At 63.4% G+C, this 26,622-nt stretch carries 16 protein-coding genes; 5 read left to right on the top strand and 11 right to left on the bottom strand.

Going from position 1 to position 26,622, the window contains the following annotated elements:
- Nucleotides 1-86 precede the first annotated feature (86 nt).
- Both ACT7B3_RS07525 and ACT7B3_RS07520 read left to right on the top strand, forming a co-directional pair.
- A complete protein-coding gene (locus ACT7B3_RS07525; protein ID WP_444677831.1) occupies nt 87-791 on the top strand; it encodes a transglutaminase-like cysteine peptidase in 705 nt (234 codons plus the stop codon).
- A 61-nt stretch (nt 792-852) separates the two neighbouring features.
- Nucleotides 853-2,796: an EAL domain-containing protein gene (locus ACT7B3_RS07520; RefSeq protein WP_445157448.1), complete on the top strand. Its 1,944-nt coding sequence runs from the start codon at nt 853-855 to the stop codon at nt 2,794-2,796.
- 58 nt (nt 2,797-2,854) lie between these two features.
- On the opposite strand, the gene ACT7B3_RS07515 is transcribed toward ACT7B3_RS07520, so the two are convergent.
- The 6 genes from ACT7B3_RS07515 to ACT7B3_RS07490 all read right to left on the bottom strand — a co-directional run bounded on the left by ACT7B3_RS07515 (nt 2,855) and on the right by ACT7B3_RS07490 (nt 17,000).
- Nucleotides 2,855-3,187, bottom strand: a complete 333-nt coding sequence (locus ACT7B3_RS07515) for a tryptophan synthase subunit beta like protein (protein ID WP_445157447.1) — start codon at nt 3,185-3,187, stop codon at nt 2,855-2,857.
- 95 nt (nt 3,188-3,282) lie between these two features.
- Nucleotides 3,283-10,230: a retention module-containing protein gene (locus ACT7B3_RS07510; RefSeq protein ID WP_445157446.1), complete on the bottom strand. Its 6,948-nt coding sequence runs from the start codon at nt 10,228-10,230 to the stop codon at nt 3,283-3,285.
- 265 nt (nt 10,231-10,495) lie between these two features.
- Nucleotides 10,496-10,918: a LuxR C-terminal-related transcriptional regulator gene (locus ACT7B3_RS07505; RefSeq protein WP_445157445.1), complete on the bottom strand. Its 423-nt coding sequence runs from the start codon at nt 10,916-10,918 to the stop codon at nt 10,496-10,498.
- Nucleotides 10,919-11,106: 188 nt separating this feature from the next.
- Nucleotides 11,107-12,549 carry an HlyD family type I secretion periplasmic adaptor subunit gene (locus tag ACT7B3_RS07500; RefSeq protein WP_444677836.1) on the bottom strand — a complete coding sequence of 481 codons (1,443 nt, stop codon included), beginning with the start codon at nt 12,547-12,549 and terminating at the stop codon, nt 11,107-11,109.
- Nucleotides 12,549-14,720, bottom strand: coding sequence for a type I secretion system permease/ATPase (locus tag ACT7B3_RS07495; protein WP_445157444.1), 2,172 nt, complete (start codon nt 14,718-14,720; stop codon nt 12,549-12,551). Before ACT7B3_RS07495 ends, ACT7B3_RS07500 begins: the two co-directional genes overlap by 1 nt.
- Before the next feature lie 99 nt (nt 14,721-14,819).
- Nucleotides 14,820-17,000, bottom strand: coding sequence for a TolC family outer membrane protein (locus ACT7B3_RS07490; RefSeq protein WP_445157443.1), 2,181 nt, complete (start codon nt 16,998-17,000; stop codon nt 14,820-14,822).
- Between the two features lie 490 nt (nt 17,001-17,490).
- On the opposite strand from ACT7B3_RS07490, the gene ACT7B3_RS07485 reads away from it, so the two are divergent.
- Entirely contained in the window at nt 17,491-17,772 is a 282-nt protein-coding gene (locus ACT7B3_RS07485; protein WP_445157442.1) for a hypothetical protein, read from the top strand.
- A 617-nt stretch (nt 17,773-18,389) separates the two neighbouring features.
- On the top strand, nt 18,390-21,443 hold the full coding sequence (locus ACT7B3_RS07480) for a transglycosylase domain-containing protein (RefSeq protein ID WP_445157441.1): 3,054 nt from the start codon (nt 18,390-18,392) through the stop codon (nt 21,441-21,443).
- A gap of 108 nt (nt 21,444-21,551) precedes the next feature.
- Here ACT7B3_RS07480 and ACT7B3_RS07475 read toward each other — a convergent pair whose 3' ends face one another.
- Nucleotides 21,552-21,824, bottom strand: coding sequence for a hypothetical protein (locus ACT7B3_RS07475; RefSeq protein WP_444679343.1), 273 nt, complete (start codon nt 21,822-21,824; stop codon nt 21,552-21,554).
- A 172-nt stretch (nt 21,825-21,996) separates the two neighbouring features.
- On the opposite strand from ACT7B3_RS07475, the gene ACT7B3_RS07470 reads away from it, so the two are divergent.
- Nucleotides 21,997-23,148 (top strand): LBF_2804 family protein, encoded by a 1,152-nt coding sequence (locus ACT7B3_RS07470; RefSeq protein WP_445157440.1) that lies wholly within the window; start codon nt 21,997-21,999, stop codon nt 23,146-23,148.
- 51 nt (nt 23,149-23,199) lie between these two features.
- On the opposite strand, the gene mepA is transcribed toward ACT7B3_RS07470, so the two are convergent.
- From mepA to ACT7B3_RS07450, 4 genes are all read right to left on the bottom strand, one after another.
- On the bottom strand, nt 23,200-24,048 hold the full coding sequence (gene mepA / locus ACT7B3_RS07465) for a penicillin-insensitive murein endopeptidase (RefSeq protein WP_445157439.1): 849 nt from the start codon (nt 24,046-24,048) through the stop codon (nt 23,200-23,202).
- A 27-nt stretch (nt 24,049-24,075) separates the two neighbouring features.
- A complete protein-coding gene (locus tag ACT7B3_RS07460; protein WP_445157438.1) occupies nt 24,076-25,302 on the bottom strand; it encodes an alpha/beta hydrolase family protein in 1,227 nt (408 codons plus the stop codon).
- A gap of 59 nt (nt 25,303-25,361) precedes the next feature.
- On the bottom strand, nt 25,362-25,733 hold the full coding sequence (locus tag ACT7B3_RS07455; protein ID WP_445157437.1) for an alpha/beta fold hydrolase: 372 nt from the start codon (nt 25,731-25,733) through the stop codon (nt 25,362-25,364).
- A gap of 238 nt (nt 25,734-25,971) precedes the next feature.
- Nucleotides 25,972-26,520 carry a DUF421 domain-containing protein gene (locus tag ACT7B3_RS07450; RefSeq protein ID WP_444677846.1) on the bottom strand — a complete coding sequence of 183 codons (549 nt, stop codon included), beginning with the start codon at nt 26,518-26,520 and terminating at the stop codon, nt 25,972-25,974.
- Nucleotides 26,521-26,622 lie beyond the last annotated feature (102 nt).

Genomic DNA, 26,622 nt, shown 5'->3' with positions numbered 1-26,622 from the left:
CTGGCATGAAAAATATCGTTCCCTTGCCTGCCCTCCTCTATACTCGGCAAAGGCTTGCTTACATTTAGAAACACTTCGAGTTTCCTATGCCCCCGCGCCCATTTTCCTCCGGCGTTTCTCCCGGCCGCCGCCGCTTCCTGGCGGGCCTGGGAGCCATGCTGCTGGCCGGTGGGCTCGGGCTTGCCCCTTCCCTGGAGGCGCGAATCGACCGCGCCAGGCTGCGCGACAGCATGCAGCGGCTGTACGGAGCCCAAGGGCTTGCGCTGCTCAATGAGTGGTTCGCCCTACTTGACCGACTGACTGGCAGCGCACTCGACCTGCAGCTTCGCGAGGTCAACGACTTTTTCAATCGCCATATCCGCTGGGTAGACGACATCGACAACTGGGGGCGCGAGGATCACTGGGCAACCCCACTTGAGACCATGGGCAAGCGTCAGGGCGACTGCGAGGACTATTCCATCGCTAAATACGTAAGCCTCAAGGAGCTTGGCGTACCCGGCGCAAGACTGCGCATGATCTACGTGCGCGCCCGAATAGGCCGCAGCCAGATCTCCCAGGCCCACATGGTGCTTGGCTATTACGAGACTCCCGCGGCGATACCGCTGGTACTCGACAACCTGGTGCCCTCAATCACCCCCGCTAGCCAGCGGACCGACCTCGACCCCGTATTCAGCTTCAACAGCGAAGGACTCTGGGCCGGCGGTACCAGCCAGTCGCGGGCCGACCCGGTGGCCAGGCTGTCACGCTGGCGCAGCGTGATCGAACGCATGCAGCAGCAGGGGTTTCTATGACGCAGCCAGAACCGACAACACCCATAACGCGACAACGTCTCGGGGAACGGGGGAACACACGATGTCATTGATCAAGCAGCTCTGGCTGACCATCGCCACCCTGCTGCTGCTGGCCTTTGCCGGCAGCCTGCTGATCGGCGTCACTACCAGCCGGCACTACATCGAGCAGGAAGTTCGTATCAAGAACAGCGACAACGCCAACGCCCTCGCCCTATCCATGAGCCAAATGGAGAAGGACCCGGTAATCATCGAGCTACTGCTTGCCGCTCAGTTCGATACCGGCCACTACCGGCTGATTGAACTCCGGGACCCAGCCGGCCGGGTCATCACCCAGCGCAGCACAGGCGATCATATCAACGACGTCCCGGCCTGGTTCGTCTCCCTGGTGCGCTTCGAGGTGCCGCCCGGCCAGGCCGTGGTTCAGGATGGCTGGCAGCAGTACGGTACCCTGGAATTGGCCAGCCAACACAGTTTTGCCTACCGCTCGCTTTGGCAGAGCACGCTGAAGCTAACCGGCTGGTTCGCCCTTGCCGGCGTGCTCAGCCTGCTGCTGGCCAGTTGGGTTGTGCGCACCATACGCCGCCCGCTGCGCGACGTGGTCAGCCAGGCCCAGGCGATCGGCGAACGCCGCTTTACCGTGGCACATGAGCCGCGCACGCTGGAACTGCGCGAGGTGGTGCAGGCCATGAACCGCCTTTCCGAGGCAGTTCGCCACATGCTCAGCGAAGAGAGCGACAAGCTAGACCAATTGCGCCGGCGCATGCAGCACGACCCGGTCACCGACACGCTGATTCGAGGCCCCTTCCTCGACAGCCTGCACGCGCATCTCAATCGCGAAGGCGATGACGCCAGCGGCGCCCTTGCCATGGTTCGCGTAGCTCAGCTCAACCACGTTAACCAACGGCTCGGCCATGGCAGGACCGATAGCCTGCTGGCCCAGCTGGCAAAATGCCTTTCCCAAGTCGCCAAGCAGCATGGCCTTGGGCAGGTAGGACGACTGAACGGCAGCGACTTTGCCCTCATACTGCCACGCGAGCATGACCTCGACGCGCTGGGCAAGCACCTGCAACAGGCGCTGGAAGCCTTGGCCAATGAGTTCGGCAATGACCTCTCGTTGCCTTCCGCCCTGTGCGCCTATACCCAGGGCGACAGTCGGGCCGACCTGTTGGCCAGCTTGGACGGCGCCTTGGCCGCCGCGGAACAGCAAGGTGCTACCGGTCAGCGCATCGTAGCGGTACCTGCCGCCAATGTGCTCTTCACCAGCCATGATGAGTGGCGCCAAGCCCTTGAACAGGCCTTGGACGAAGGCGTTTTTCTAGCCCATTACCCCGTGTTGGACAGCGCCGGCAAGCTGATTCACCACGAAGTGCCCTCTCGCCTGCGCCTGAAAGGCGAGTGGCAGCCCGCCGGCGTGTTCTTGCCATGGGTGGCTCGCCTTTCACTGACCCCGCAGCTGGACCTCGCCGTCGCCAAAGCCGCCCTGAACGACACGGCGATCAGCGGCAAGCCGGTCGGCATCAACCTGTCGATCGATTCCCTCAAGGACGGCCACTTCATGGGAGAGCTATTGACAACCTTGCGTGCACGGCCGGACCTGGCCCCGCGGCTCTGGTTCGAGCTGCCGCAGTCGGTCGCCGTGCAACAGCCACAGGCGCTGAAAACGTTGTGCAACGCCTTGCTTGGCCTGGGCTGCAAGGTCGGCCTGGAGCATGTGGGCCCCCAGTTCGGCAAGCTGCCCGGGCTGCAGGACCTAGGCCTTAGCTTCATGAAGGTGGACGCCGCGCTGAGCCAGGACATCGAGCAGCGCAACGACCAGCAAAGCCTGTTACGCGGCATGGCCACCCTGGCCCACTCGCTTGGGATACTGGTCATTGCCGAAGGCGTGGCACACCGCAACGCCGCCAAGGCGCTGTTCGAGCTGGGCTTGGATGGCGTGACGGGGCCGGGGGTGCGGCAGGGTTCCGCCAGCCCTGATGCGAAAGACGACAGCAACCGCAGCGGATAGAACGACAGACAAGAACCACAGCCAAAGGTCGGCCGCCCCGGCCTATGGCTGCCTTAGGTTAGATGATCCCGGCATCGTCGGAATCCGAGAGCAAGCCCACGTGGTTGATGCGCTGCCGCAGCGACTGGCGTTCGAGTAGCTTCTGCTGCGCGGGCTCGGGCAGGTCGGTGAAGCTGATCACTCCCTTGTCCATCAGCACGTTGATGACATCCTCCAGCACGCGCACAAAGGCCATGTCCGTGCGGGAGATGGCCAGGTTCTCGATCTCCTTGTTCACTTCAAGAAACTGCTGCAGGTCAGGCGTGCAGGGGGGCACGAACTCATCGCACTCTTCTGTCTTCTCTATGCTGGCTTGGATCACCTGGCCCGATTCGTTGCGCTTGATGTACATGGCAGTGCCTCTGGAAGGACTTTACGTAGAGTAACAAACGCCCTGCCCGGTGTCGCCAGGCAGGGCGTGGGTCTACCTATCTGCTAAAAGCAACGTTACGGGTCGATGTTGAGCTGGTTGCTGGCCAGCAGCTCGGCCAAGATGGCGGAGGAGTCGACTGCCTCTTCTATCACGTAGTTCTCCAGCACGATCACCTGAGTAGCGTTGTCGCCATTTACGCCGATATTGCCCCCATGGTTGATGTATAGCACCGTGTCAGCTCCCTCCTGTGCTGCAAAGATGTACTGATCTAAGGTCTCGATGCTTTCATTCTGCAACAGGTCGGCAAGGTCCAGCACGTTGTTACCCAGACTAAAGTCCTTGACGGTGTCGATGGCCGGGGTATCACTGGTCCCTTGATCGCCCAGATTCCACTGGAAGACATCATCGCCTTCACCCCCGATTAGGGTGTCGTTTCCGGCACCACCGATAAGGATGTCGTTGCCGGCACCGCCCCACAAAGTCTGCGAACCGGCACCGCCAGCGATGACGTTATCATCGGCATTACCAATTAGCAGGCTGCTGTTTTGCACCGTGACGTTCAGCGATCCGCTCACGCTATCGCCATCCGCATCCGTGGCCGTAAAACCAAATCCCAGGTTTTTAGGCATTCCTTGATCGAGGGTGAAGGTGGAGATGGAGGTGATCCTTACCGAGGTGTTGGCACCGGCTGTTAGGTCTACGTAGTCGATGAATGTCCCAGAGGGGGCTGTAATGAAGAGGCTGCCGTCCACTAGCGACGAAGCCTCGGCTTTGCCGGGGATCTGGGTACCGTCGGTCAGTTTGGCTACATAGTGAACCGTTTCACTACCCTCCAGCCCGTTGATGCCGATCTTGGCTACGTAGGCCAGATTGGCTGCACCGCTGGCCCCCTCATTGTCGAAGTCCAGGCGCATTTTTTCACCTGTCTCGAACAGGTTGTTTCCAATCCCCATACCAACCGTACTAGGGTTTACGTTCCCGCTGCCAGTGATCTTGACTGACCACGCCTTGGCAGTTGCATTCGCGTCGAAGGTCCCATCTTCGTAGATGTAGTAAGCCGGCTGCGGACCACTGCCCTTTGATGAGCCCTGAAGATCAGAGCTGAGGATGGCAAGGTCCAGAGGTAGGAACTGCTCGTAGGTGTAGGTCCCTTCCGGGTGGGCGGTGAGCGTGAACACGACCTGCCCGCCAGCCTTTGCCGTCAGTACCGAGCCTTCAGAAGACACTTGGTAAGTTACCGCATTGCCCCCAGAGGTCAATCCAGCCGGCGGTGTACCTGAAAGAGTCACCTTACCAGCGAAGTCGGCACCGATTTCAGCAAGAGTACCGGAAAAGATGACTCCTATTGCATTCAGCGCAACGGCATTGGTGACATTCAGCACTGGTGCGTCGTCGACAATGGTCACCGTCAGGGTGTTGGTCTGGGTGTTGCCGAGCGCGTCAGTCGTGGTGTACTCGATGACGTCGGTCACATCACCTTCGCTGTGATCCGCCGAGGTGGACAGCGTGTAGCGGAAGGTGCCGTCGGCATTGATGACGTAGGTGCCATTGGCGGTGGTGCCGCTGGCCGCTACCGCACTCCAGCCTTCCGCCAGGGTGAGACTGCCGGTGGCGGTCTTGCTGTCACCCGGGGCCGTGCCTTCGCTCAGCCCGGCTTCGAAGACCTCGGCATTGGTGTTGACCGGCTCGACAGTGCCGTCAACCACGTCCACGGTCAGCGTGGTGGTGGACTGACTGCCATCGGCATCCTCGATGGTATAGGTGAACACGTCGGTGCCGGTGATATTGGGCTTGGCCACGTAGGTGAAGCTGCCGTTGGCGTTCAGCGTCAGGGTGCCGTAGGTGCCCTCGATCGCCGTGCCCACACCGCCGCTGACCGGCTCGCCGTCGCTGTCGCCCAGGGCCACACCGACCACGGCGCCATCTTCGGCACGGCTGTCGGCGCCCAGCTTGTCGTTGGACTTGACGTTGCCTGTGGCGGTGTCGCCGCTGGTCACCGGAGTCTCGAGCGTGTCGGCTACCGCCACCGGGGCGTCGTCGACAATGGTCACCGTCAGGGTGTTGGTCTGGGTGTTGCCGAGCGCGTCAGTCGTGGTGTACTCGATGACGTCGGTCACATCACCTTCGCTGTGATCCGCCGAGGTGGACAGCGTGTAGCGGAAGGTGCCGTCGGCATTGATGACGTAGGTGCCATTGGCGGTGGTGCCGCTGGCCGCTACCGCACTCCAGCCTTCCGCCAGGGTGAGACTGCCGGTGGCGGTCTTGCTGTCACCCGGGGCCGTGCCTTCGCTCAGCCCGGCTTCGAAGACCTCGGCATTGGTGTTGACCGGCTCGACAGTGCCGTCAACCACGTCCACGGTCAGCGTGGTGGTGGACTGACTGCCATCGGCATCCTCGATGGTATAGGTGAACACGTCGGTGCCGGTGATATTGGGCTTGGCCACGTAGGTGAAGCTGCCGTTGGCGTTCAGCGTCAGGGTGCCGTAGGTGCCCTCGATCGCCGTGCCCACACCGCCGCTGACCGGCTCGCCGTCGCTGTCGCCCAGGGCCACACCGACCACGGCGCCATCTTCGGCACGGCTGTCGGCGCCCAGCTTGTCGTTGGACTTGACGTTGCCTGTGGCGGTGTCGCCGCTGGTCACCGGAGTCTCGAGCGTGTCGGCTACCGCCACCGGGGCGTCGTCGACAATGGTCACCGTCAGGGTGTTGGTCTGGGTGTTGCCGAGCGCGTCAGTCGTGGTGTACTCGATGACGTCGGTCACATCACCTTCGCTGTGATCCGCCGAGGTGGACAGCGTGTAGCGGAAGGTGCCGTCGGCATTGATGACGTAGGTGCCATTGGCGGTGGTGCCGCTGGCCGCTACCGCACTCCAGCCTTCCGCCAGGGTGAGACTGCCGGTGGCGGTCTTGCTGTCACCCGGGGCCGTGCCTTCGCTCAGCCCGGCTTCGAAGACCTCGGCATTGGTGTTGACCGGCTCGACAGTGCCGTCGACCACGCCCACGGTCAGCGTGGTGGTGGACTGACTGCCATCGGCATCCTCGATGGTATAGGTGAACACGTCGGTGCCGGTGATATTGGGCTTGGCCACGTAGGTGAAGCTGCCGTTGGCGTTCAGCGTCAGGGTGCCGTAGGTGCCCTCGATCGCCGTGCCCACACCGCCGCTGACCGGCTCGCCGTCGCTGTCGCCCAGGGCCACACCGACCACGGCGCCATCTTCGGCACGGCTGTCGGCGCCCAGCTTGTCGTTGGACTTGACGTTGCCTGTGGCGGTGTCGCCGCTGGTCACCGGAGTCTCGAGCGTGTCGGCTACCGCCACCGGGGCGTCGTCGACAATGGTCACCGTCAGGGTGTTGGTCTGGGTGTTGCCGAGCGCGTCAGTCGTGGTGTACTCGATGACGTCGGTCACATCACCTTCGCTGTGATCCGCCGAGGTGGACAGCGTGTAGCGGAAGGTGCCGTCGGCATTGATGACGTAGGTGCCATTGGCGGTGGTGCCGCTGGCCGCTACCGCACTCCAGCCTTCCGCCAGGGTGAGACTGCCGGTGGCGGTCTTGCTGTCACCCGGGGCCGTGCCTTCGCTCAGCCCGGCTTCGAAGACCTCGGCATTGGTGTTGACCGGCTCGACAGTGCCGTCGACCACGTCCACGGTCAGCGTGGTGGTGGACTGACTGCCATCGGCATCCTCGATGGTATAGGTGAACACGTCGGTGCCGGTGATATTGGGCTTGGCCACGTAGGTGAAGCTGCCGTTGGCGTTCAGCGTCAGGGTGCCGTAGGTGCCCTCGATCGCCGTGCCCACACCGCCGCTGACCGGCTCGCCGTCGCTGTCGCCCAGGGCCACACCGACCACGGCGCCATCTTCGGCACGGCTGTCGGCGCCCAGCTTGTCGTTGGACTTGACGTTGCCTGTGGCGGTGTCGCCGCTGGTCACCGGAGTCTCGAGCGTGTCGGCTACCGCCACCGGGGCGTCGTCGACAATGGTCACCGTCAGGGTGTTGGTCTGGGTGTTGCCGAGCGCGTCAGTCGTGGTGTACTCGATGACGTCGGTCACATCACCTTCGCTGTGATCCGCCGAGGTGGACAGCGTGTAGCGGAAGGTGCCGTCGGCATTGATGACGTAGGTGCCATTGGCGGTGGTGCCGCTGGCCGCTACCGCACTCCAGCCTTCCGCCAGGGTGAGACTGCCGGTGGCGGTCTTGCTGTCACCCGGGGCCGTGCCTTCGCTCAGCCCGGCTTCGAAGACCTCGGCATTGGTGTTGACCGGCTCGACAGTGCCGTCAACCACGTCCACGGTCAGCGTGGTGGTGGACTGACTGCCATCGGCATCCTCGATGGTATAGGTGAACACGTCGGTGCCGGTGATATTGGGCTTGGCCACGTAGGTGAAGCTGCCGTTGGCGTTCAGCGTCAGGGTGCCGTAGGTGCCCTCGATCGCCGTGCCCACACCGCCGCTGACCGGCTCGCCGTCGCTGTCGCCCAGGGCCACACCGACCACGGCGCCATCTTCGGCACGGCTGTCGGCGCCCAGCTTGTCGTTGGACTTGACGTTGCCTGTGGCGGTGTCGCCGCTGGTCACCGGAGTCTCGAGCGTGTCGGCTACCGCCACCGGGGCGTCGTCGAGGATCTGTACCGTCAGGGCGCTGGTGGCTTCGCTGCCGTCCAGGTCCTGGACGAAGATGGCGAAGCTCTGTTCCAGGTCATCCTCTCCGGCATCGTGAGCCTTGGCGTTGTTGAGGGTGTAGCTGTAGCTGACCACGCCCGTCGCGGCGTTGTAGCCGGTGATTTGCAGCGTGTTGCCACCCGCGGTGGTGAGGGTCGGCAGGGTGCCAGCCACCACGCCGTTCTGGACGATGAACGCACCACCCACGGTCAGGGTCTGCACGCCATCCGGGGCGCTGATGGTGAAGCTACCACTCTGGGTCAACTCACCGCCACCTGTGGCGGTACCGTTCGGCAGCCAGGCTTCGTTGACCACCACGTGGAAGCCGTCGGCCCCGACCGGGTTGTCGATGGCGACCGGGGCATTGCCGATGGCGATGGTGAGCGTCGCGGTATCACTGTCTCCGTCGGCGTCGGTCAGGGTGTAGGTGAAGCTGTCGCTCACTCCGCCCGGGGTGCCGGCATTGCGCGCGTAGCTGTATGTGCCGTCGGCGGCAATGGTCAGCACGCCGTACTGGCCGTTGACTTGGACCATACCGCTCTCAGGGACAGCGACCGGAGCATTTTCACCAACGGCCACCTGGGTCACCCGAGCACCATCGGCGCCCTGCTGGTCGTTCGCGAGTAGGTTGCCTTCTTCTTCCAGCGTGAATTCACCGGCCGCCAAACTGTTACTGTCGTCTGCGGCAATAGGAGCATCGTCGAGGATCTGTACCGTCAGGGCGCTGGTGGCTTCGCTGCCGTCCAGGTCCTGGACGAAGATGGCGAAGCTCTGTTCCAGGTCATCCTCTCCGGCATCGTGAGCCTTGGCGTTGTTGAGGGTGTAACTGTAGCTGACCACGCCCGTCGCGGCGTTGTAGCCGGTGATTTGCAGCGTGTTGCCACCCGCGGTGGTGAGGGTCGGCAGGGTGCCAGCCACCACGCCGTTCTGGACGATGAACGCACCACCCACGGTCAGGGTCTGCACGCCATCCGGGGCGCTGATGGTGAAGCTGCCACTCTGGGTCAACTCACCGCCACCTGTGGCGGTACCGTTCGGCAGCCAGGCTTCGTTGACCACCACGTGGAAGCCGTCGGCCCCGACCGGGTTGTCGATGGCGACCGGGGCATTGCCGATGGCGATGGTGAGCGTCGCGGTATCACTGTCTCCGTCGGCGTCGGTCAGGGTGTAGGTGAAGCTGTCGCTCACTCCGCCCGGGGTGCCGGCATTGCGCGCGTAGCTGTATGTGCCGTCGGCGGCAATGGTCAGCACGCCGTACTGGCCGTTGACTTGGACCATACCGCTCTCAGGGACAGCGACCGGAGCATTTTCACCAACAGCCACCTGGGTCACCCGAGCACCATCGGCGCCCTGCTGGTCGTTGTTGAGCAGTGTGCCAGTCTCAATAAGGAATTCGCCGGCGGCGATGCTAGCTACATCATCAGCCGCTATCGGGGCGTCGTCGAGAATACTTATACTAAATGCCCCTGTCACCGTCCCACTACTGCTGGTCACGGTATATACAAGGCTTGCCAGCGCTTCGTCCGTCCCCGCTGCGTGCAGCAAGTTGTTCAACTGCGTGAGGGTGAACGCGCCGGTGGCTGGGTTCACTTGAATAGTGAAGAGTTCGAGTTCGCGTGCCGGGGAAAAAGCCGTCAACGTATTGGTCGACGCATCCCATACATAGAGGATAGTTTCTTGGCCTACTTGGCTTTCCACACCATCCATATTGGCAAAGGAAATACTGCCATTTTCACCATTGCCAAAGCTGAAGTTAAGCGTACCGCTGACAATCGCTCCAGAATTACCCACCAGGGCGTCTGAAAGGCTAATCTGCAGGCTTTCGGCCGTGGGCGCGATGACTACGGGGATAACAGGCTCTTCGGGTACTTCATCTTCCGTCAGCGTGAAGAAGCCGCCCTCCTCCTCAGGCGCCCCACCCAGGTCATTCAGGCCATAATCGAACGCCAGCGGGTCGGTCTCTTCGGCCACTCGCGCCAGACGCACGAAGCTGTGGCCGCCATCGGCACCACCGCCACCGCCGGCACCCGCGGCGGTCGCATCAAGAATATCCAGCAGGTCGATCGTGTCGTCGTCCAGCGCGGCGAGCAGTGCTTCTAGGTCGTCATCCAGCGCGGCGAAATCGGAGGCATCGAGGTCACTCTCGGTGCCCAGCTCAGAAGGCAGAGAAACTTGTTCACCGGCTTCCACCAGAGTGGGCGCCAGGCCATCGTCGAAATCCAGCTGCGCGTTGCCACCTTCCGATGTGACCAGCACGTCACCCTCTTGAAGGGTGTCACCGATGCGCAGTTCGCGCAGATTGCCTTGCGCATCACGGGCCCATGCCTGACCGGTGATGGAAATGACGGTTGCAATCGCCATGAGATGCCCCTTTTCGGATGTGTGCCGGCCAATTTCGATCGGAAAGGCCATGCGAGGTGATGGTGATATCTCTACGCTACGTTACATCTCGATACACAGCTATTGGACCGAAGGACAGCCGGATAACGGCAGAGGAGGAAGGCAGGAAATACTGGAGGCGAAAGGAGTGATGAGGAGAACCAAGAAGTTGGCTACTCGATCTCAAGGCAAGCCACACCGGGCTTAGCTGTTACAAGCCCGGTTACTAAGGCCAAGGCACTCCGCTTCAGACGATGCGTTCATCCTGAACGGCAAGCTTGACCAGCAGTTGCATGCGGTCGCGTACGCCCGTCTTGCGAAAAACGGCGCCGAGATGTGCCTTCACGGTACGCTCGGTGATATTCAGTCGGCGCGCCACTTCCTTGTTGCTGACCCCTTCGGCAACGGCCATCGCCACGGCACGCTCGCGCTCCGTCAGCTCGGAAAGAAGTTCCTGCGATACGCGCTCGGCTCCGCCTAGCCCTTTGTAGGTAGCGCCAAGCACCCTATTCAGCAGCTCAGCCGGCACCCAAACGCCTTGGTTGGCGGTAACCAGCGCAGCCTGTTGCAGGAGATTGGGCGCCAAGAGCGCATGGGCATAGCCTCGCGCGCCCGATTGCAAGGCGAGCATCGCCTCCTGCTCGCTCGGCGCCATCGACAGCACCAGCACAGTCGCTCCCTGACTGACCAAGGAGGAAGCCAGTGCCGACCACCCAGGGCAATCTGTCATGATCCAGGCATGGTCACCAGGCTGAACCCGTGTGCGAGCCTGCTCCGCGCCGGTTCGCCGGCCATCGGGAAATGCGCTGTGCCAGCGCGGGACATCGCCTTGCCGTGAACTGACAAACCAGTGTGCCATTATCGTTCCCCCATGGAGTTGCTCCAGGCCCGCAGAACGGGTTTGAGCAGGAACTGCATCACGGTGCGCTTGCCGGTCATGATGTCGACCTGTGCGGTCATGCCCGGGATGACCTGGATCTCGCCACCCAGACCCTCGCCTTCGAGCGTGCGCACGCGCACCAGGTAAAAGGTGTTGTCGTTGTCGTCCGTAATCGTATCGGCGCTGATATGGTCGAGCTCGGCGGATAGACCACCAAAGATGGCGAAATCGTAGGCCGTGAGTTTGATGGTGGCCGGCTGCCCGGGGCGCAGGAAGGCGATGTCCTGCGGGGCGATCCGTGCTTCGACCAGCAGTTGGTCACCGCTGGGCACGATATCCACCACTTCCTGGCCGGGCTGAACCACACCGCCGAGGGTGGTGATGCTCAAGCGCTGCACCACGCCGTCCACCGGCGAGCGGACCTCGGCCAGGCGCACCCGGTCCTCTAGGCCGGCACTGGTTTCATCGAGCGCATTGAGATCGCCAAGCGTCAGCGCCAGGTCGTTGCGCCATTGGCTGCGACGCTCGACGCCGAGCTCGCGCAGTTGGGTTCGCGCCTCTTCCACGGCGGCCTCGAGGCGTGCCACGGCCGCCGCCGCCTGGTTCCGCTCACCCGAGGCGCGCGAGACCTCCCGTTCCAGCCGCAGAACATCGACTTCGGACACCGCGCCCGACTGCAGCAGCGGCCGCGTCAGGTTCAGCTCCTGGGTGGCCATGTTGGCCTCGCGCTGGGCGGTATCACGCCGTGCCTTGGCTTCGTTGAGTTCCTCTTCGCGCTGGCGTATGCGGTCGCGCAGGATGCTTTCCTGTTCGCGCAGCTCTTCCCTTCGGCTTTCGTAGAGCTCGCGCTCCTGGGCCACGATCTGCGGCGCTTCCGTACGCAGCTCATCGCTCGGTTCGAAGGGGGTATCCGAGATCAGCGCGCGCAATCGCTCGGCCCTGGCCTTCAGTGCCAGCGCCTGGGCACGGTTTTCGCGGAAGGTGGCCACGAAGCGCGTCGGATCGATGCGCATCAGCACCTCGCCCGCTTCAACCCGCTGACCTTCGCGCACGAGTATTTCCTGCACGACGCCTCCGTCAAAGGACTGCACGCGCTGCAGCTGGCTCGAGGGGATGACTCGCCCGGTGCCGCGAGTCACCTCATCGATCGAGGCAAAGTAGGACCAGGCAATCAGGGCACAGAAGGCGATCAGTACGGTATAAAGAAGCAGGCGGGCACGAATCGGATCCTGCTGCAGCCTGGCCCAATCGGCATCGCTGCTCCAGTCACGATTGAGGTGCGCCGCCGTCACCCGCGTGGAGAAGAGCCGGTCCATGAAGGGCCGGAAGGCTTTGCCTCCAACGTCCGAAAACCGGCCAATCGCTTCGAATCCCTGCTGCTCGGCGCTCTTGCCGCGGGTGGGGGTTTGTTGCATCGCCATCAGCCTGCCCTCCCGATCTGGCCTTTACGCAGCGCGTCCACCACCTGATCGCGTGGTCCGTCGGCTACCACCTTGCCGCCATCAATCACAATGATGCGATCCACCAGCGACAGCAGCGAGGTTCGGTGGGTGACCACAAGCATGGTCTTGCCATGGGCATACTGTTTCAGGTTGGCCTTGAAGCTCTCTTCACTGGCGTGATCCATGGAGCTGGTCGGCTCATCGAGCAGCAGGATTTGGGGGTCATGGACCAGTGCCCGTGCGATGGCGACAGCCTGGCGCTGGCCACCTGAAAGCATCTGCCCACGCTCGCCCACCTGCAGGTCGACGCCATGGGGGTGCGCATTGACCAGGCTCTCTAGCCCACTGAGTTTGATCGCACGCAGCAGGGCATCGTCATCGACGCCATCGCTGCCGCCACCGGCAACGATGTTGTCGCGCAGAGAGCCGAAAAACAGGCTGACATCCTGGGGCACGTAGCCGATATGGCGACGCAACTGCACCGGGTCGAACTGGCGCAGGTCGACGCCATCGAGCATTACGGCTCCGGAAGTGGGCGCATAGAGCCCCAGCAGCAGCTTGTTCAGGGAGGTCTTGCCACAGCCGACTCGCCCCAGCAGCGCCACTTTTTCACCCGGCGCGATGGAAAGCGATACCTCACGCAGAGCGTCGCGCTCTTCACCGGGGTAGCGCAGCGATACCTTGTCGAAGCGTATCTCGCCCCGCACGACGGGCCGGCTAATGAAGGACTTGCCTTCAGGGCGCTCCACCGGCCGCTGCATGACGCCATCCAGCGACTGCAGTGCAGTCGACGACTGGTGATACTGGGCTAGCAAGGCCGCCGCCTGGCTTACCGGCGCCATGGCGCGCGAGGAGAGCATATAGGCGGCAATGAGCCCGCCCTGGGTGAGGTTGCCATCTATGATCAGGTAGACGCCTATGATGATGACGCACACCGCAACGGTATGCTGTGCCCACATGGCAACGTTGGACACCGAGGCACTGACCAGCCGCATCTGGGCCGAGGTGCGAGACAGAAAGGCGGTGGCCTTTTCCCACTGGCTTTGCAGTCGACTCTCCGCCCGCAGCGTCTTGACCGTTTCCAGGTGCGAGAGCGATTCGACCAACGTGGCGTTACGCTGCGCGCTGACACGCCAGGTGGTTTCGGAAAGCTCATGCATCTTGCCCTGGGCGGCCAGGGCATAAAGCAGCACGATGCAGATTCCACCCACGACAGGCAGTACTAGCGGCACCCCGATCAGTGCAATCACACCGGCAAACAGCAGCACGAAAGGCAGATCCACCAGGGCCACCACGGTTGCCGAGCCGATGAAGGCACGCACCGACTCGAAGGAGTGCAGCGTCGAGGCGAAAGAGCCCGTGGAGGCCGGCCGCGCCTCCATCCGCAACCCTAGCACCTGGCCCATGAGGGTTGACGACAGCTTAACGTCGGCCCGGCTGGCGGCAAGATCAACGAAGGTGCTGCGCATCAGCCGCAGCGCCAGGTCAAAGCAGAGCACCACAAAAATCCCGGCGGCGAGCATCCACAGCGTTTCGGTAGCGTGATTGGGCACCACGCGATCATAGACATTGAGCACGAAAAGCGGCATGGCCACGGCGAAGAGGTTGATCACTACCGAGCCTGCCACGACATCGCGATAGAGACGGCGATTTTCCCGAATCACCCCCCAGAACCAGTGCCGCGCCCGCTGCGTGCCTACCTCGGGGCCACGGGCGTCGAAGCGAAAACGTGGGCGCACGTAGATCGCCTGGCCGCTGTAGCTTTCGGCCAGGCCATCGAGACTGACCTCCGAAACGGCATCCCCCAGCTCCGGAAAGATCACCTGTGCACGACGCCCCTTGAGGTCAAGCGCCTGGAGCACGCAGGCACGCCCGGGTTCCAGCAGCAGCACGACCGGAAACAGCGCTGGGTTGAGCTGAACCAGGCGACTCTTGACGATGCGAGCCGTCATGCCGGCTCGCGATGCGGCTCGAGCAAATACCCCGGGGGTAAGACGCCCCTCTTCGAGCGGTAGCCCGGCAGTCAGCGTCTCGGCCGTCACAGCATGATCATGTGCCAGGGCAATCGTTTGCAGGCACTCAAGCAATTCGTCACGAACCGCCGAGCGAGCCGCGCCTGCCACGGAATCGAGCACTTCTTGTTGCGTCACAGTCACCTCGGATATATCGCCCGCCCGGTGACTCACCAGGCGGGCCTTCAGCCATGCTTATCCGAGCCTTGGCCCGGCGATTCGCCTCGACCGCAACGTTTACCCTTGCACCGCATAGCTGTCGGGATAACCGAGCTGCTCCAGCTGGCGGCGCAGTGCACTGAGCTCCCGCTGGTCAGCTATCGGACCGATTTGCACGCGATGCAGACCCGGCGTACTGACCAGTCGTGCCGGCTGAGCCAGCATGTCGCTAAGTTCATGCCCCACACTCTCGGCGCGCTGCGCATCCTTGAGGGCTACGACCTGCAGGTAGGTGCCCGCCGGTGCGATACGCTCTGCCTGACTTGCCACCAAAGGCTGCTGCACCACGTCCGCCAGCACTTCTGCGTAGATCCCGGCAAAGGGCTGTGTAGCGGCCCATGCCTCGGACGGGCTAGCAGCAGCCGGCTGGGGTACATCGCCATTCGTCTGGCTCTGCAGGCCGGGCCAGGCGCTCATGTCCAGGCTCTCACCCACACGCTCGAGCGTGACCTCGACACGACGGTTCTGGCGGCGCCCTTCCGGCGTGCTGTTGCTGGCGACCGGCTGGCGCGAGCCGTAGCCACGGGTCTCGATCAGGCTACGATCGACGCCCTGCCCGGCCAGGTAGTCGCCTACGCTGTCGGCACGACGCTGGGACAGCGGATCATTGATGGCATCGCTGCCTGAGCTGTCGGCATGGCCGGCGATGAAGACCCGCGCGAGGTCGGTTCGGTCGCGAATCTGCTGGGATAGTTGAGCCAGCTGCTGGCGTGCATCGGGCCCAAGCTCCGCGCTGTTGACGGCAAACAGCGCATCGGCAGAGAGCGTCACGTCGGGAGCCCGCGTAGGCGCCGGGGCGCTGATACCACGGGTGAAGTCGGCCAGTGTGAAGCCTTCCGGACCTGATACGGGGCACAGCATGCTCGGCTCGAGTGCCACACCGTCGCTACGCAGCTCCGCCAGCGATGGCATGTCATCGCGCATCACGCCCAGGGTCTGCATCAGTTGCCCCATGGCCGCCAGGGTGCGGGCATCGGCCAGAGCGATATCGTACTGGGCATTGGCGTAGGCCCGGCTCGCCTCGAAGAATTCGTTCTCGCTGTCGAGCACGTCGAGGAGCGTGCGCTGGCCGATATCGAACTGCTGCTGGTAGGCCCCGCGCACCCGATCGATGGACTGGCGGTGCTCATTGAGATAGCGGATCTGCTCGCGCAGGCGCCGCGTATCGTTGAAGGCGATCTGGGTGGACTGGCGCACGTTGTGGCAGACCAGGTCACGCTGGTTGACGGCCTGCTCCACGCGCTCGCTGGCGGCCCGGAAAGAGGCGAGATCACTGCCGCCGCGATACAGGTTCATGCTGGCGACCAGCTCGACGCTGTGGCGGTCGCGACGCCCGACATCATCGAAGCCATTTTCATTGTTACTGGTGCCGGTGCGACCACGCAGGTCGAGGCGTGGCTGGAAGGCGGATTGGGTGCCGCTCTTCTGGGCCTGAGCGGCTTCGATGTTCTCGATCGCCGCATGGAAGTCCGGGTTGCCCTGGAAGGCCAGATTGACCGCTTCGGCGACCGAAGGCGGCAGGCGGTCATCCAGCGGTGGCGCAGGCGTCAGATTCTCGGCCGGCAGAGTACCGACAATACGCAGGTAGCGAGCAGTGACATCGTGCAGATTGGAGGCTTCGGTCATCAGGTTCGACTCGGCCAGTGCCAGTCGACCACTGATCTGCTCGAGATCGACCCCGCGCCCCGCTCCGGAGCGCACCCGATCCTCGATCTGGGTGAACACGCGAAGGTGATCGGCATAATTATCCTGGGCCAGCCGCACCAGTTCACGATAACGGCTGACGTCCAGGTAGGCCCGCACCGCCTCCAGTGCGATGCTCTCGCTGGCGCCGAGCAGTTCGTAGTAGCGCACCAGCTTGGCCCGATCGAGCCGCGCGACCTCGCTGCGGGTCGCGAAGCCATCGTAGAGCATCTGGGTCAAGCGCAGCTCGGCAAACTCGGTGTTGTAGCTGCCACGGTTGTCACCTTCACGCCACTCGCGGCCCACACCAGCCGCGGCATCGAGGCTCGGCAGGTAATTGCCGCGCGCCACGCCCACGTCATGCCCGGCGGCATTCAACCCGCTCCAGGCGGCGAGCACTTCGGGGTTGGTGGTGATGGCCTGGCGTACTGCCTGCTGCAGGTCGATGGAGCCCGGCGACGCCAGGCCAGGCGGCAAGGTTTGCGCAAGAGCAGTAGACAGTGGGAGCAGTGCCAAGGTGGATCCCACCGCTACGGCCCTGGCCAAGCGATGGACACGAAACGGTTCGGCGGAAGGTTTCATTGGGGTTCCCTTACATGAGGCCGCACCCGCAGTGCCCGTGGCGAAAGCAGTGTCGGCGAGTCATTGACGTTTCTTGTTATTTTTCGACGCCTTCGGAGAGGGCCGCAGGCTGGATTCTTACTCACTAAAATAAGCAAGACTTATGCATGTTATGACTGCTGCACTTCCCCAAACACCAAGTAGCAAACTCTTGCACTTCAAGGGTGAGCATGGACAGTCTCTCTCATGAATGTAAGTAAGCGTAACCGAAGTTTATCCTTTGTCCAACAGTAGGAACGCGACTTTTTTGTAAGACTGACGCCATTTCAACGCAGCCAACTCGGCGCTTGGAGGGGGCGGTTGAGCAAAGGGCGCTCTTGCCCCATACACAAACATGCTATGGTCGGTTCTGACACGACACGGCCGATACGAAAAGGAGACCGCCATGTCCGCCTCGGAAATTCAAAAAACCAGAGTAATTAATGAGTTGCGTGGGTTCATCAAGAAGCTTCTGCAGGAGCCCCAGATCCTCGAGCGCTCCCTTGACATCGCTCGTCGACACTATGGCGACGCCCGAGCCGACGATGCCATGACGCGCATCGCCAACGAGATTTCCGAATCCACCAGCGTGCACATTCCCGAGGACCCCGCCGAGCATTCCGAAGCCGACCGCTTGTTTTTAGAGTTACTAAAAGAAGTCGTCAGTGAAGAGCAGGCACTCTACTAAGGACGAGGAGTACGCAGAAGGTGCCCGGCGCTGCGTTTGCAAGGTGGCATTTCGCTGCGCCGGTAAAACGCCCGACCGTTTCAGGGTAAAGCACGTAGTGGATTTTGCTTTTTTTAATCCAATTTTCCCTATCATTACCCAAACAAGCCACACTTACTGCCCACAACCTCTACTGGGGACACTACCCTACGTCCAACTGCTTTCTATTGTGCTTTTCAGTCGATGGGCTCTTCACGGCGGGAGTCACTGCCGCCGCCCCCCTCCACCGGCCCTTAAAAATAACTCGGCCATCCTCTTTCTCCCCTTGCTCTAGTGAGCTACAACGAAAAGTGAGCGACAGCGAAACGTGACAGCTGCTGGCCCAGCGAACATCGCCTTGGGCCAAAGAGCGCCTACCGAACAGCCTCACCACTTCGTTGCCGTGGAAGACGCGCAGACCTGACGCCCGTGTTTCCTGGGACTTGCAACCGGCCAGTAGGGGGTAACGCATGGGGTCACGCAGGCAACATCCGCCACATCACCGTGACACGGACATAGCATGGCTTGCGGACGGTGAATCGAGCGAGCATCGCTCCCCTTTCCTGCAGGAACCTAGGCTGACGCCGGCTCCCGCACGCGTGCGTTCCCATCGCTACCTGTACATCACACTGGCCATTCTGCTGGCTTTTTTTGGCGTCACCCTGGCCACCCTGCTGGTCGCCGAAGCCAGAACCTCGCACTTCCAGGCACAGGAGCTTTCCCGTTACGCCAGCACCCTGAGCTATCGCCTGGCCCCAGGCAAGAGTGACCGTATTCACTTTCCTACCCATGGCCCCTTCGACGAACGGCTGGGCTATACGCGCCTGCCCGAATTTGCACAACGCCTCACGGACAACGGTTACGACATCACCCATCAGGCCCGCTTCTCCAGGCCGCTCTTGGAATTCACCGAACGGGGCTTCTTTGCTCCCTATGCAGAAAAGGCCCAGGCAGGTCTTACCCTGAACGAATGTCGTGGCGAAACGCTTTACCAGTTTCGCCACCCTCAGCGGCAATATCCGCACTTCGACGCCATTCCTTCGCTGGTTGTCCAGACCCTGCTGTTCATCGAAAATCGCCATCTGCTGGACGAGAGCACACCCTACGCCAACCCCGCCGTGGACTGGCCGCGCTTTACCAAGGCGGCCTTCTCCCAAATGGGCCGCGCGCTCGACATGCCCGGCCAGTCATCTGGTGGCAGCACCCTGGCTACGCAAATGGAGAAATACCGCCATTCGCCCCGCGGAAGAACCGATTCACCCATGGAAAAACTGCGCCAAATGGTCTCGGCCAGCGTGCGCAGCTACCAGCACGGCCCGCAAACGCTGACCGCCCGCCAGGACGTGGCGCTGCAGTATCTCAACACCGTGCCGCTGGCAGCCGCCCCCGGCTACGGCGAGGTGCACGGCCTGGGCGATGGCCTGTGGATCTGGTTCGGCAGTGATTTCAACCAGCTCAACCAGACGCTCTCCGCGCACTCCGACAAGCCGGGCGAGCAGGAGGCCGCCGGGCTGGCCTTGCGCCAGATCACGGCGCTGATGATCGCGCAGCGGCGCCCCTCATGGTATCTGGCCGAAGGGCGAGCAGCGCTGGAACGGCTCACCGACAGCTACCTGCGCCTGATGGCCGACAGCGGCTGGATCAGCCCGGCGCTCAGCCAGGCGGCGCTGCGCCAGCACCTCACCTTCCGCGACTTCAGTCAGGACCCGGTGCGGCTTCGCGTCGAGCAGGACAAGGGGCTGCAGATGGCGCGCCAGCGCCTGGCGACGCTATTGGGTACCTCGCTCTATGACCTGGACCGCATCGATTTCCAGGCGCGCACCACGCTGAACGGCGCCCTGCAGCGCGAGGTCACGGCCTACCTGCACCGCCTTGCCGAGCCCGAGTTCGCCGCCGAGATTGGCCTGCTCGGCGAACGGCTGCTGAGCGGCGATAAGACCGCCGACGTGCGCTACAGCTTCACGCTACTGGAGCGCAGCGACGATGGCTTCCGCGTGCGCGTGCAGACCGATAACACCGGCCAGCCCTTCGATATCAACGAAGGCAGCAAGCTGGAGCTGGGCTCTACCGCCAAGCTTCGGGTGCTCGCCACCTACCTGGAAGTGGTCGCCGAGCTTTACCAGCGCCACGCCGGCCAGCCCGGCGAAGCCCTGCGCCAAGTCGAGATCGACCGGCAGGACACCCTCAGCCACTGGGTGCTCGGCCAACTGGCGGCCAATCCCGAGCTCGGCCTTCACGAACTGCTGCAGGCCGCCATGGAACGGCGCTATTCGGCCAGTCCGGCCGAAGCCTTCTTCACCGGCGGCGGGCGCCACACCTTCAATAACTTTCGACGCGAGGACAACGGCCGCAACCCCACCCTCTCGGAAGCGATGCGCGAGTCGCTCAACCTGCCCTTCATTCGCCTGATGCGCGACCTGGTGCGCTACAGCACCCACCAGCGCGAACCGCGCAGCAGCCTGCTGGAGAACGACCACGACCCGCGCCGCCAGGAGTACCTGGCGCGTTTCGCCGACCGCGAAAGCCAGGTATTCCTGCAGCGCTTCTGGCGCAAGTACCAGGGACAGGACAGCGATGCGCGCCTCACCGCCTTCCTCGGCGGGTTGAGACTTTCCGCCCCCCGACTGGCGGCAGTGCATCGCTACCTGTTCCCCGAAGCCGATCGGGACAGCTTTGCAGCCTTCCTGCACGCGTGGCTCCCCGAAGGCACCCGGCTCGAAGAGAGGCAGCTCGAAGCACTGTATGCACGCTATGCCCCGGAAGCCCTGACGCTGTCGGATCAGGGCTATGTGGCTCGGGTGCATCCGCTGGAACTGTGGCTGGTGGGTTACCTGCTCGACCATCCGGAGGCCAGCCTGGCAGAGGCTACCGCGGCCAGCCGCGAGCAGCGCCAGGAGGTCTACGGCTGGCTGTTCAAGACCCGCCATCGCAGCGCACGCGACGTGCGCATCCGTACCATGCTGGAGGTGGAAGCTTTCGTCGACCTGCACCAGCGCTGGCAGCGCCTCGGCTACCCGTTCGACCATCTGGTGCCTTCTCTGGCCACCGCCATCGGCTCCTCGGGCGACCGCCCGGCAGCGCTGGCCGAGCTGGTGGGCATCATCCTCAACGACGGCGTGCGGCTGCCCACCCTACGCATCGATACCCTTCACTTCGCCGTCGATACCCCCTACGAAACGCACTGGCTACCCGCCGACGACCAGCGCTATCGGGTAATGGCACCCGAAGTAGCGGCAGTGCTACGCGAAACGCTCTCGCAAGTGGTGGAAGGCGGCACCGCTCGTCGCCTGCAGGGCAGCTTCACGCTGGAAAATGGCGACCCTCTGGCCATGGGTGGCAAGACCGGCACCGGCAACAATCGTATCGAGACCCTGTCCCGCAGCGGCCAGGTGCTTCAGTCCAAGGCTAGAAACCGCACCGCTACCTACGTCTTTTTCCTGGGCGACGACCATTTCGGCACCCTGACGGCCTTCGTACCAGGCAGCGAATCGGACAGCTTCCGCTTCACCTCGGCGCTGCCGGTACAGGTACTCAAGGGCATGGAGCCGATCCTTCGTCCCTACCTCACTCCCGGCGCCCAGACACGCTGTCTGCCCCAGGAGGATCGACTGATGCAGGCCGGCACGCCCCCGCCCCGCCACACCTCGGCCTGAGCCAAGCACCATCCGGCGCAACTGGTCAATGCGCATCAAAAAGGCCCGTCGCGACGGTTGGCGACGGGCCTCATAGTGTTACAAGGCATGGCTTGTGGCAGGCATGACTTAGTTACAGGGCACGACCTTGCGCAGGGTGTCCTTCGCCCACAGCGTCTGGCCGTCTGGCGTCTTGCCATGATCGTTCCAGCGCTCGGTCACCTCGATGCAGAAGGAGCCGGACGGCTCGGTCCGCACGTCGGGGTTGGACGGGCGTTCCCCACCGATACGCAGGAGATCCGGATTCTCGGTCGTGTAGCGGGGAGCGATGGTGGTATTGCCGGCACAGCCAGCCACCAGGGTGGCCACCAGCAGAATGGGCAAACAGCGGCGCAGAGCCATGTTCACGTACCCTCAAGAGTGTTTTGGTGCTCCGGCAGACATTGCCGGTAGCGCTAAATAGCATTCGCCCAGCCGAAGCGTCAACGTTTTTCAAACAGCGTTTCGCTTGCGGTTCGTCGGACACCGGCCGAAGCGCTAACCTGAAGGCAACCTCTCTGGACAATGGAATGTCATGACCATGGCCGATGCCGCACCGGAACGACACTACGCCCCCGATCCCAGCCTGCTGGAACGGTGGGCGGCCCGCTTTCTACGCAAGCACAATGCCCGGCAGCAGTTGCCGAAGCGGCCGCGCCAGCCCCGTGAGATCGAAGCGCTGCGTCGTGTCCGGCGCCGAGCGGTAGGCTGGGCCATGCTGGCCGGCATCCTATCGGGGGGCATCATCGGCGGCATGGAGTGGTTCATGCGTCAGGGCATGCTGGACGGGATGCAGGACATGACCCTGATGGAACAGATGCCCTACTGGATCGGCTTCTTCGCCGTGGCAGGCGTGGTGAGTACGGTGGAGATCCTGTTTTTGTACTGGAATGCTTTGCGTGGCGTGGCCTCGATCAGTCGCATCGCCGAGGCCCCGCTGCACGGCGACTCCCACCCCGGCCTGATACTGCGCGGCCTTGCTCGGGTGGCCCTGGAGTTTCCAAGCCCACGCCATCGCATCTACGGCATCGACCCCTATGCCTACATGGCCGGCTGGAAGCTCACGCTCATGGCCGTGATGTATCGCATGAAGGTCGGGGTCAGCACCTTCGTGCTGCGGGTGTTGGTACGTCGCGTGCTGGGTCGCGTCGCCCTGCGCGGGGTGCTGCCGCTGATCACCGGGCCGCTGTATGCCGCCTGGAACGCCATCATCACCTGGCGCATCCTGAACAAGGCCTGGGAGCAGGCCCTAGGGCCCTACGCCATCGACGCCTGGATGGACCATCTTGAGGCCAGGCGCCAACCGCTAGGGGCCAATGCGCGCCACGCCCTGCTGCATGCCGTCGGTGAGATGCTCATGCGCAACCAGGACGCGCATCCCAATCACGTCTATCTACTGTCTCGCCTGATGCCGCTGGCCGGCGCAGCGGAGCGGCACCTGGAGGTGGACTGGCCCCGCCACCGCCTGACTCTTGCCCGGTTATCCGCTGAGGAGCAGCGCCTAGTGCTGGATACACTGCTGCTGGCCACCGTGGTATCGGGCAAGCCCAGCGGAGCACGCATGAACTTCCTGATGGAAGCCCATATTGCTTGCGCCAAACCCTACCCCATCCAGCGGGTGAGGGCCTGGCGCGAAAGGTTCCTGAAAGGCCAGTCTCTTGTGGCTCAAGCCGGAGGCAGGCCCTGAGCATCTTTCCCGGCTCGGTCTTGCGCAGCGAGCCGACAGCAGCGGTTTGGACTACTGTTCGAGAATCGCCCGGCAGGCGGGCGGCAGCGAACGTCCCGGGCTGGGGTAGACCTCGGGGCGCGGCGTGGCGGCAATGGCATTACAGCCATCACCGGGAGGCGGCGCGGGCTGGTCGATGCACTCCGGCTGGTCGGGCGGACAGCGCAGCCGCACGTGCAGATGCTCATCATGGGAGTGCCAAGGGCGCACCAGGCGCAGCCAGGAGCGGTCGTCCCATTCGCGCTCGCAAAGGTCACGCTTGACCGCCCCGTCGACGAAGATGCGCGCCACCCGCGGATCATCGGCCGCCAGCCGAATCAGCTCGGCGTGTTCAGCCGTCCACCGCTCATCCAGCCGCTGGGTGCGCGGGTCGACCAGGATCGGCTGCTCCAGCTCTTCCCGCTCGCTGCGTTCGAGGAACGGCAGGTCGAGCCGAAACCAGATGTCGACATCCAGCCCGGTCTGATGGCTCACGTGCCCGTAGGGCATGGGGCCACCGCGCGGCTGGGCCATGTCACCCACCAGCATCGGCCCGAAGCCCGCCTCGTTGACGCGCAGTCCAAGACGCTCGATATAGGCAATCAGCGACGGGTGGCCATAGTGGCGGTTACGTTCGATATCCACGGCCTGGTAGCCGATTCCTTCCAGTGGCAACGCTTCGGCTCCTGCAATACAGCCTCCATCGAAAGGACCGATAACGCGCGGGGGGCCGGCCAGCGGTTCACTCACCTCCGCCCAGGTGCCCGGGCTGGCGGGCGGTGCCTGCTGGGCATGCGCCGCCCCGCCCGCCGTCAGGGCAGCAAGCGCCAATAACAGGACGCCCACATTGCGTGGGCGTCGAACCTTGGTCGTGTCGCTCATCTCTCTTCCTTAACTGGGTGTTGATCCTTACTCACGCTCTTGCCGGGCCAGCCATTCCAGGCCAGGGCGATAGAGCATTTCATGCTCGCCTTCGAACAGCACGAGCTCCACCGGGCCAGACTGGATATAAAGCAGCACCGGCGATTCGGCCTCGTCGAACAGGGGGAATTCCCGTTCGTCATGGGTGGAACGCTCGAGCAGCTCCTGCGGGATCTCGCCCTGTTCCATCAGCTGCTCGATCTGAGCATCAGGAATCCGTTCACCCTCATCCACCAGGTCGTTGAACGCCCACAGCGCCTGGTTGGGGGGGACGGTATCGTCGTCGATGCCGTGGGCGATCAGCACGCGCAGCTGGCCGGCCACGTCGGGGACATGCGCCTTGGGGCTGCGCTGCACGCACTCGTCGTGCGCCTCGCTGCCCTCTTCCGGCACGCCGCTGCAGGCCTCGGCAATCTCCTCGGCATATTTTTCGCCGCGCTCGGCGTTCCATTCGTGCCAGCGAACCAGATCGTAGACCGGCACCCATGCGGCTACCCCGGCGAAGACGTCGGGATTGCGACTCGCCAGGTGCAGTGCGTTCATGGCGCCGCCGGAATAGCCCAGCAGATAGATGCGCGATTCATCAACGTTGGCATGCTCGCGCGCATAGGCCAGGGCATCCTCCATATCGGACATGACCAGGTCGGAGGCCGTCGACTCGGGCCGGCCGTCGTTTTCACCGCGAAAATCGGGATGAATGAACGCCCAGTCGTTGGCCGCGGCGAACTGTCCAAGCGGAATATCGATGTTTTGCAGATAGTCGGTGCTCCAGCTGTGCAGCACCATCAGCAGCGGCCGCTCCTCCTCACCTTCGGGGGCGTAGAACAGTGCCGGCTGTTGGTAATCGTCCGCCGAAGAGGGTATCTCGATATCCTGAATGTCGGGCAGGTACTCCTGCCAGGTTGCCAGGTCGGCGTCCACCAGCCCGCCAGGAAATTCGCTGACCCGCAGATACTCGCTGGGATGTTCGAGCGACGCAGCCTCGCCCGACGCTTCATGGCCAAGCAGCTGTTCAGCCGCCGGCTCACGCGCCTGGGCCGGGCCGACACCCGCCAGCAGCACGGCAGCGGAAGCGCCCAGCAGCCAGGCACGGCCAGTGCCCTGCAGGCGGGCCGATGCCGGGCGGATGGCGTTGGTATTGGGAAGGGAATGGGTATTGGAATCTGTGTTGACGCAGCACGGATGCAGCGGGGCAATACGGCCTGAACGTTCCATGGCGACTCTCCCTGACGGTGGGGGCTTCCTTTCGTTGTGTCTTTTCACTTGCCAACAGTCTAGTTGCCACCGCTGAGCTTGCCAGCCGTGCCGCTGGGCAACTTCCCTTCAAGCAGGAAGGGACGCAGGGCTTGCACCAGCCGTTCAGCCGCGCTGAAGTGAACGGCATGCCCCCGGCCAGGAATTTGTACCACCTGTGCCGCATCGGTCAGGCGAGCGGCACGCAAGAACCACTTGGCAGGCACCAGAAGATCCCTGCCGCCGCGTACCAGCATGACAGGCTGGGTGAGGCCCGGCAGGCGCGTTTCGATGGCATCCGCCATCATGCCCCGCAGCTCGGGCCCCAAGGCGACATTCATGCGCACGTAGTCGCGCAACATCAGCCAGAAGACGGCGGGGTGCTCGAAGAGACCGCTGAGCAGCAGCCGCACGAACTGGCTCCACGCCGGCACTGTACCGTCTGGCGATGTGGCCCTGCCGCACCAGGCGCCAGCGCCGTGCACGATCCGCCAGCGTGGCACCAGCCATCACCGCGGCCAGGCCTGCCGCCAGCACCAGCCAGGGGTGCGAATGCAGCACCCTGCCTAGCGGCTTCCCTCCACGCATCTTTCCATGCATTGGCTTTTCCTTCCTTAATGGGGGAGTCCTGGCACCGGCGAGCGCCACCTTTCAGTGGCTTCTCCAAGCCTCCTGTCCGGCGCCAGGCACCTTCACGCCTTCCAGGCTGGGCGCCTCACCACTGGGCGCCTGCCCCACCACGCTGAAGGACCCGTCCGTTTCCAGCACCACGGCCTCGACGTCGTTCAGCGAGGCCATGCCGGCGGCACGAACGGCGGCGCGTATCTCATCCGGGGTCACCCTTGCCTTGCGCAGCGCCTGGGGAAGGCACTCCCCACGCAGCAATAGCAGCGCCGGCTCGCCGGTCACCAGCTGGCGTACCCAGCGCTGGCGCACGCTCATCCAGGTGACCAGGTACTGCATGCCGACGAGCAGCGCGAAGGCCAGCACCCCCTGCGCCAGGGTCACGTCCTGACTCAGCATGACGGTCGCCAGTACCGAACCCAGCGCGACCGTCACCACCAGGTCGAAGGCGTTCATCTTCGACAGGGTACGTCGCCCTGAGATACGCAGCAGAAACACCAGGCTCGCGTAGCCCAGCACCCCCAGTACCAGCGTGCGCAGCAGCGCCGGAAACGCCTCGAAAAAGATCGGATCCAAGTCGGCCTCCCTGTCTCACCGTTCTAGCTTCAGCCTAGCTCAAGCGTCAGCCTGCCGGGCATGACCGCACCGGGTGCAGTCACCGCCCAACAGGGCTACAAT

The sequence above is a fragment of the Halomonas sp. E14 genome, assembly GCF_052568415.1.
Note: the sequence above shows the minus strand (reverse complement) of the source record. Positions and strands in the feature narration are given on the sequence as shown.

Bases quoted from the DNA above. Each gene is read 5' to 3' on its own strand.
- ACT7B3_RS07525 (WP_444677831.1), top strand. From the start codon at position 87: ATGCCCCCGCGCCCATTTTCCTCCGGCGTTTCTCCCGGCCGCCGCCGC.
- ACT7B3_RS07520 (WP_445157448.1), top strand. From the start codon at position 853: ATGTCATTGATCAAGCAGCTCTGGCTGACCATCGCCACCCTGCTGCTG.
- ACT7B3_RS07515 (WP_445157447.1), bottom strand. From the start codon at position 3,187: ATGTACATCAAGCGCAACGAATCGGGCCAGGTGATCCAAGCCAGCATA.
- ACT7B3_RS07510 (WP_445157446.1), bottom strand. From the start codon at position 10,230: ATGGCGATTGCAACCGTCATTTCCATCACCGGTCAGGCATGGGCCCGT.
- ACT7B3_RS07500 (WP_444677836.1), bottom strand. From the start codon at position 12,549: ATGGCGATGCAACAAACCCCCACCCGCGGCAAGAGCGCCGAGCAGCAG.
- ACT7B3_RS07485 (WP_445157442.1), top strand. From the start codon at position 17,491: ATGTCCGCCTCGGAAATTCAAAAAACCAGAGTAATTAATGAGTTGCGT.
- ACT7B3_RS07475 (WP_444679343.1), bottom strand. From the start codon at position 21,824: ATGGCTCTGCGCCGCTGTTTGCCCATTCTGCTGGTGGCCACCCTGGTG.
- ACT7B3_RS07470 (WP_445157440.1), top strand. From the start codon at position 21,997: ATGACCATGGCCGATGCCGCACCGGAACGACACTACGCCCCCGATCCC.
- mepA (WP_445157439.1), bottom strand. From the start codon at position 24,048: ATGAGCGACACGACCAAGGTTCGACGCCCACGCAATGTGGGCGTCCTG.
- ACT7B3_RS07460 (WP_445157438.1), bottom strand. From the start codon at position 25,302: ATGGAACGTTCAGGCCGTATTGCCCCGCTGCATCCGTGCTGCGTCAAC.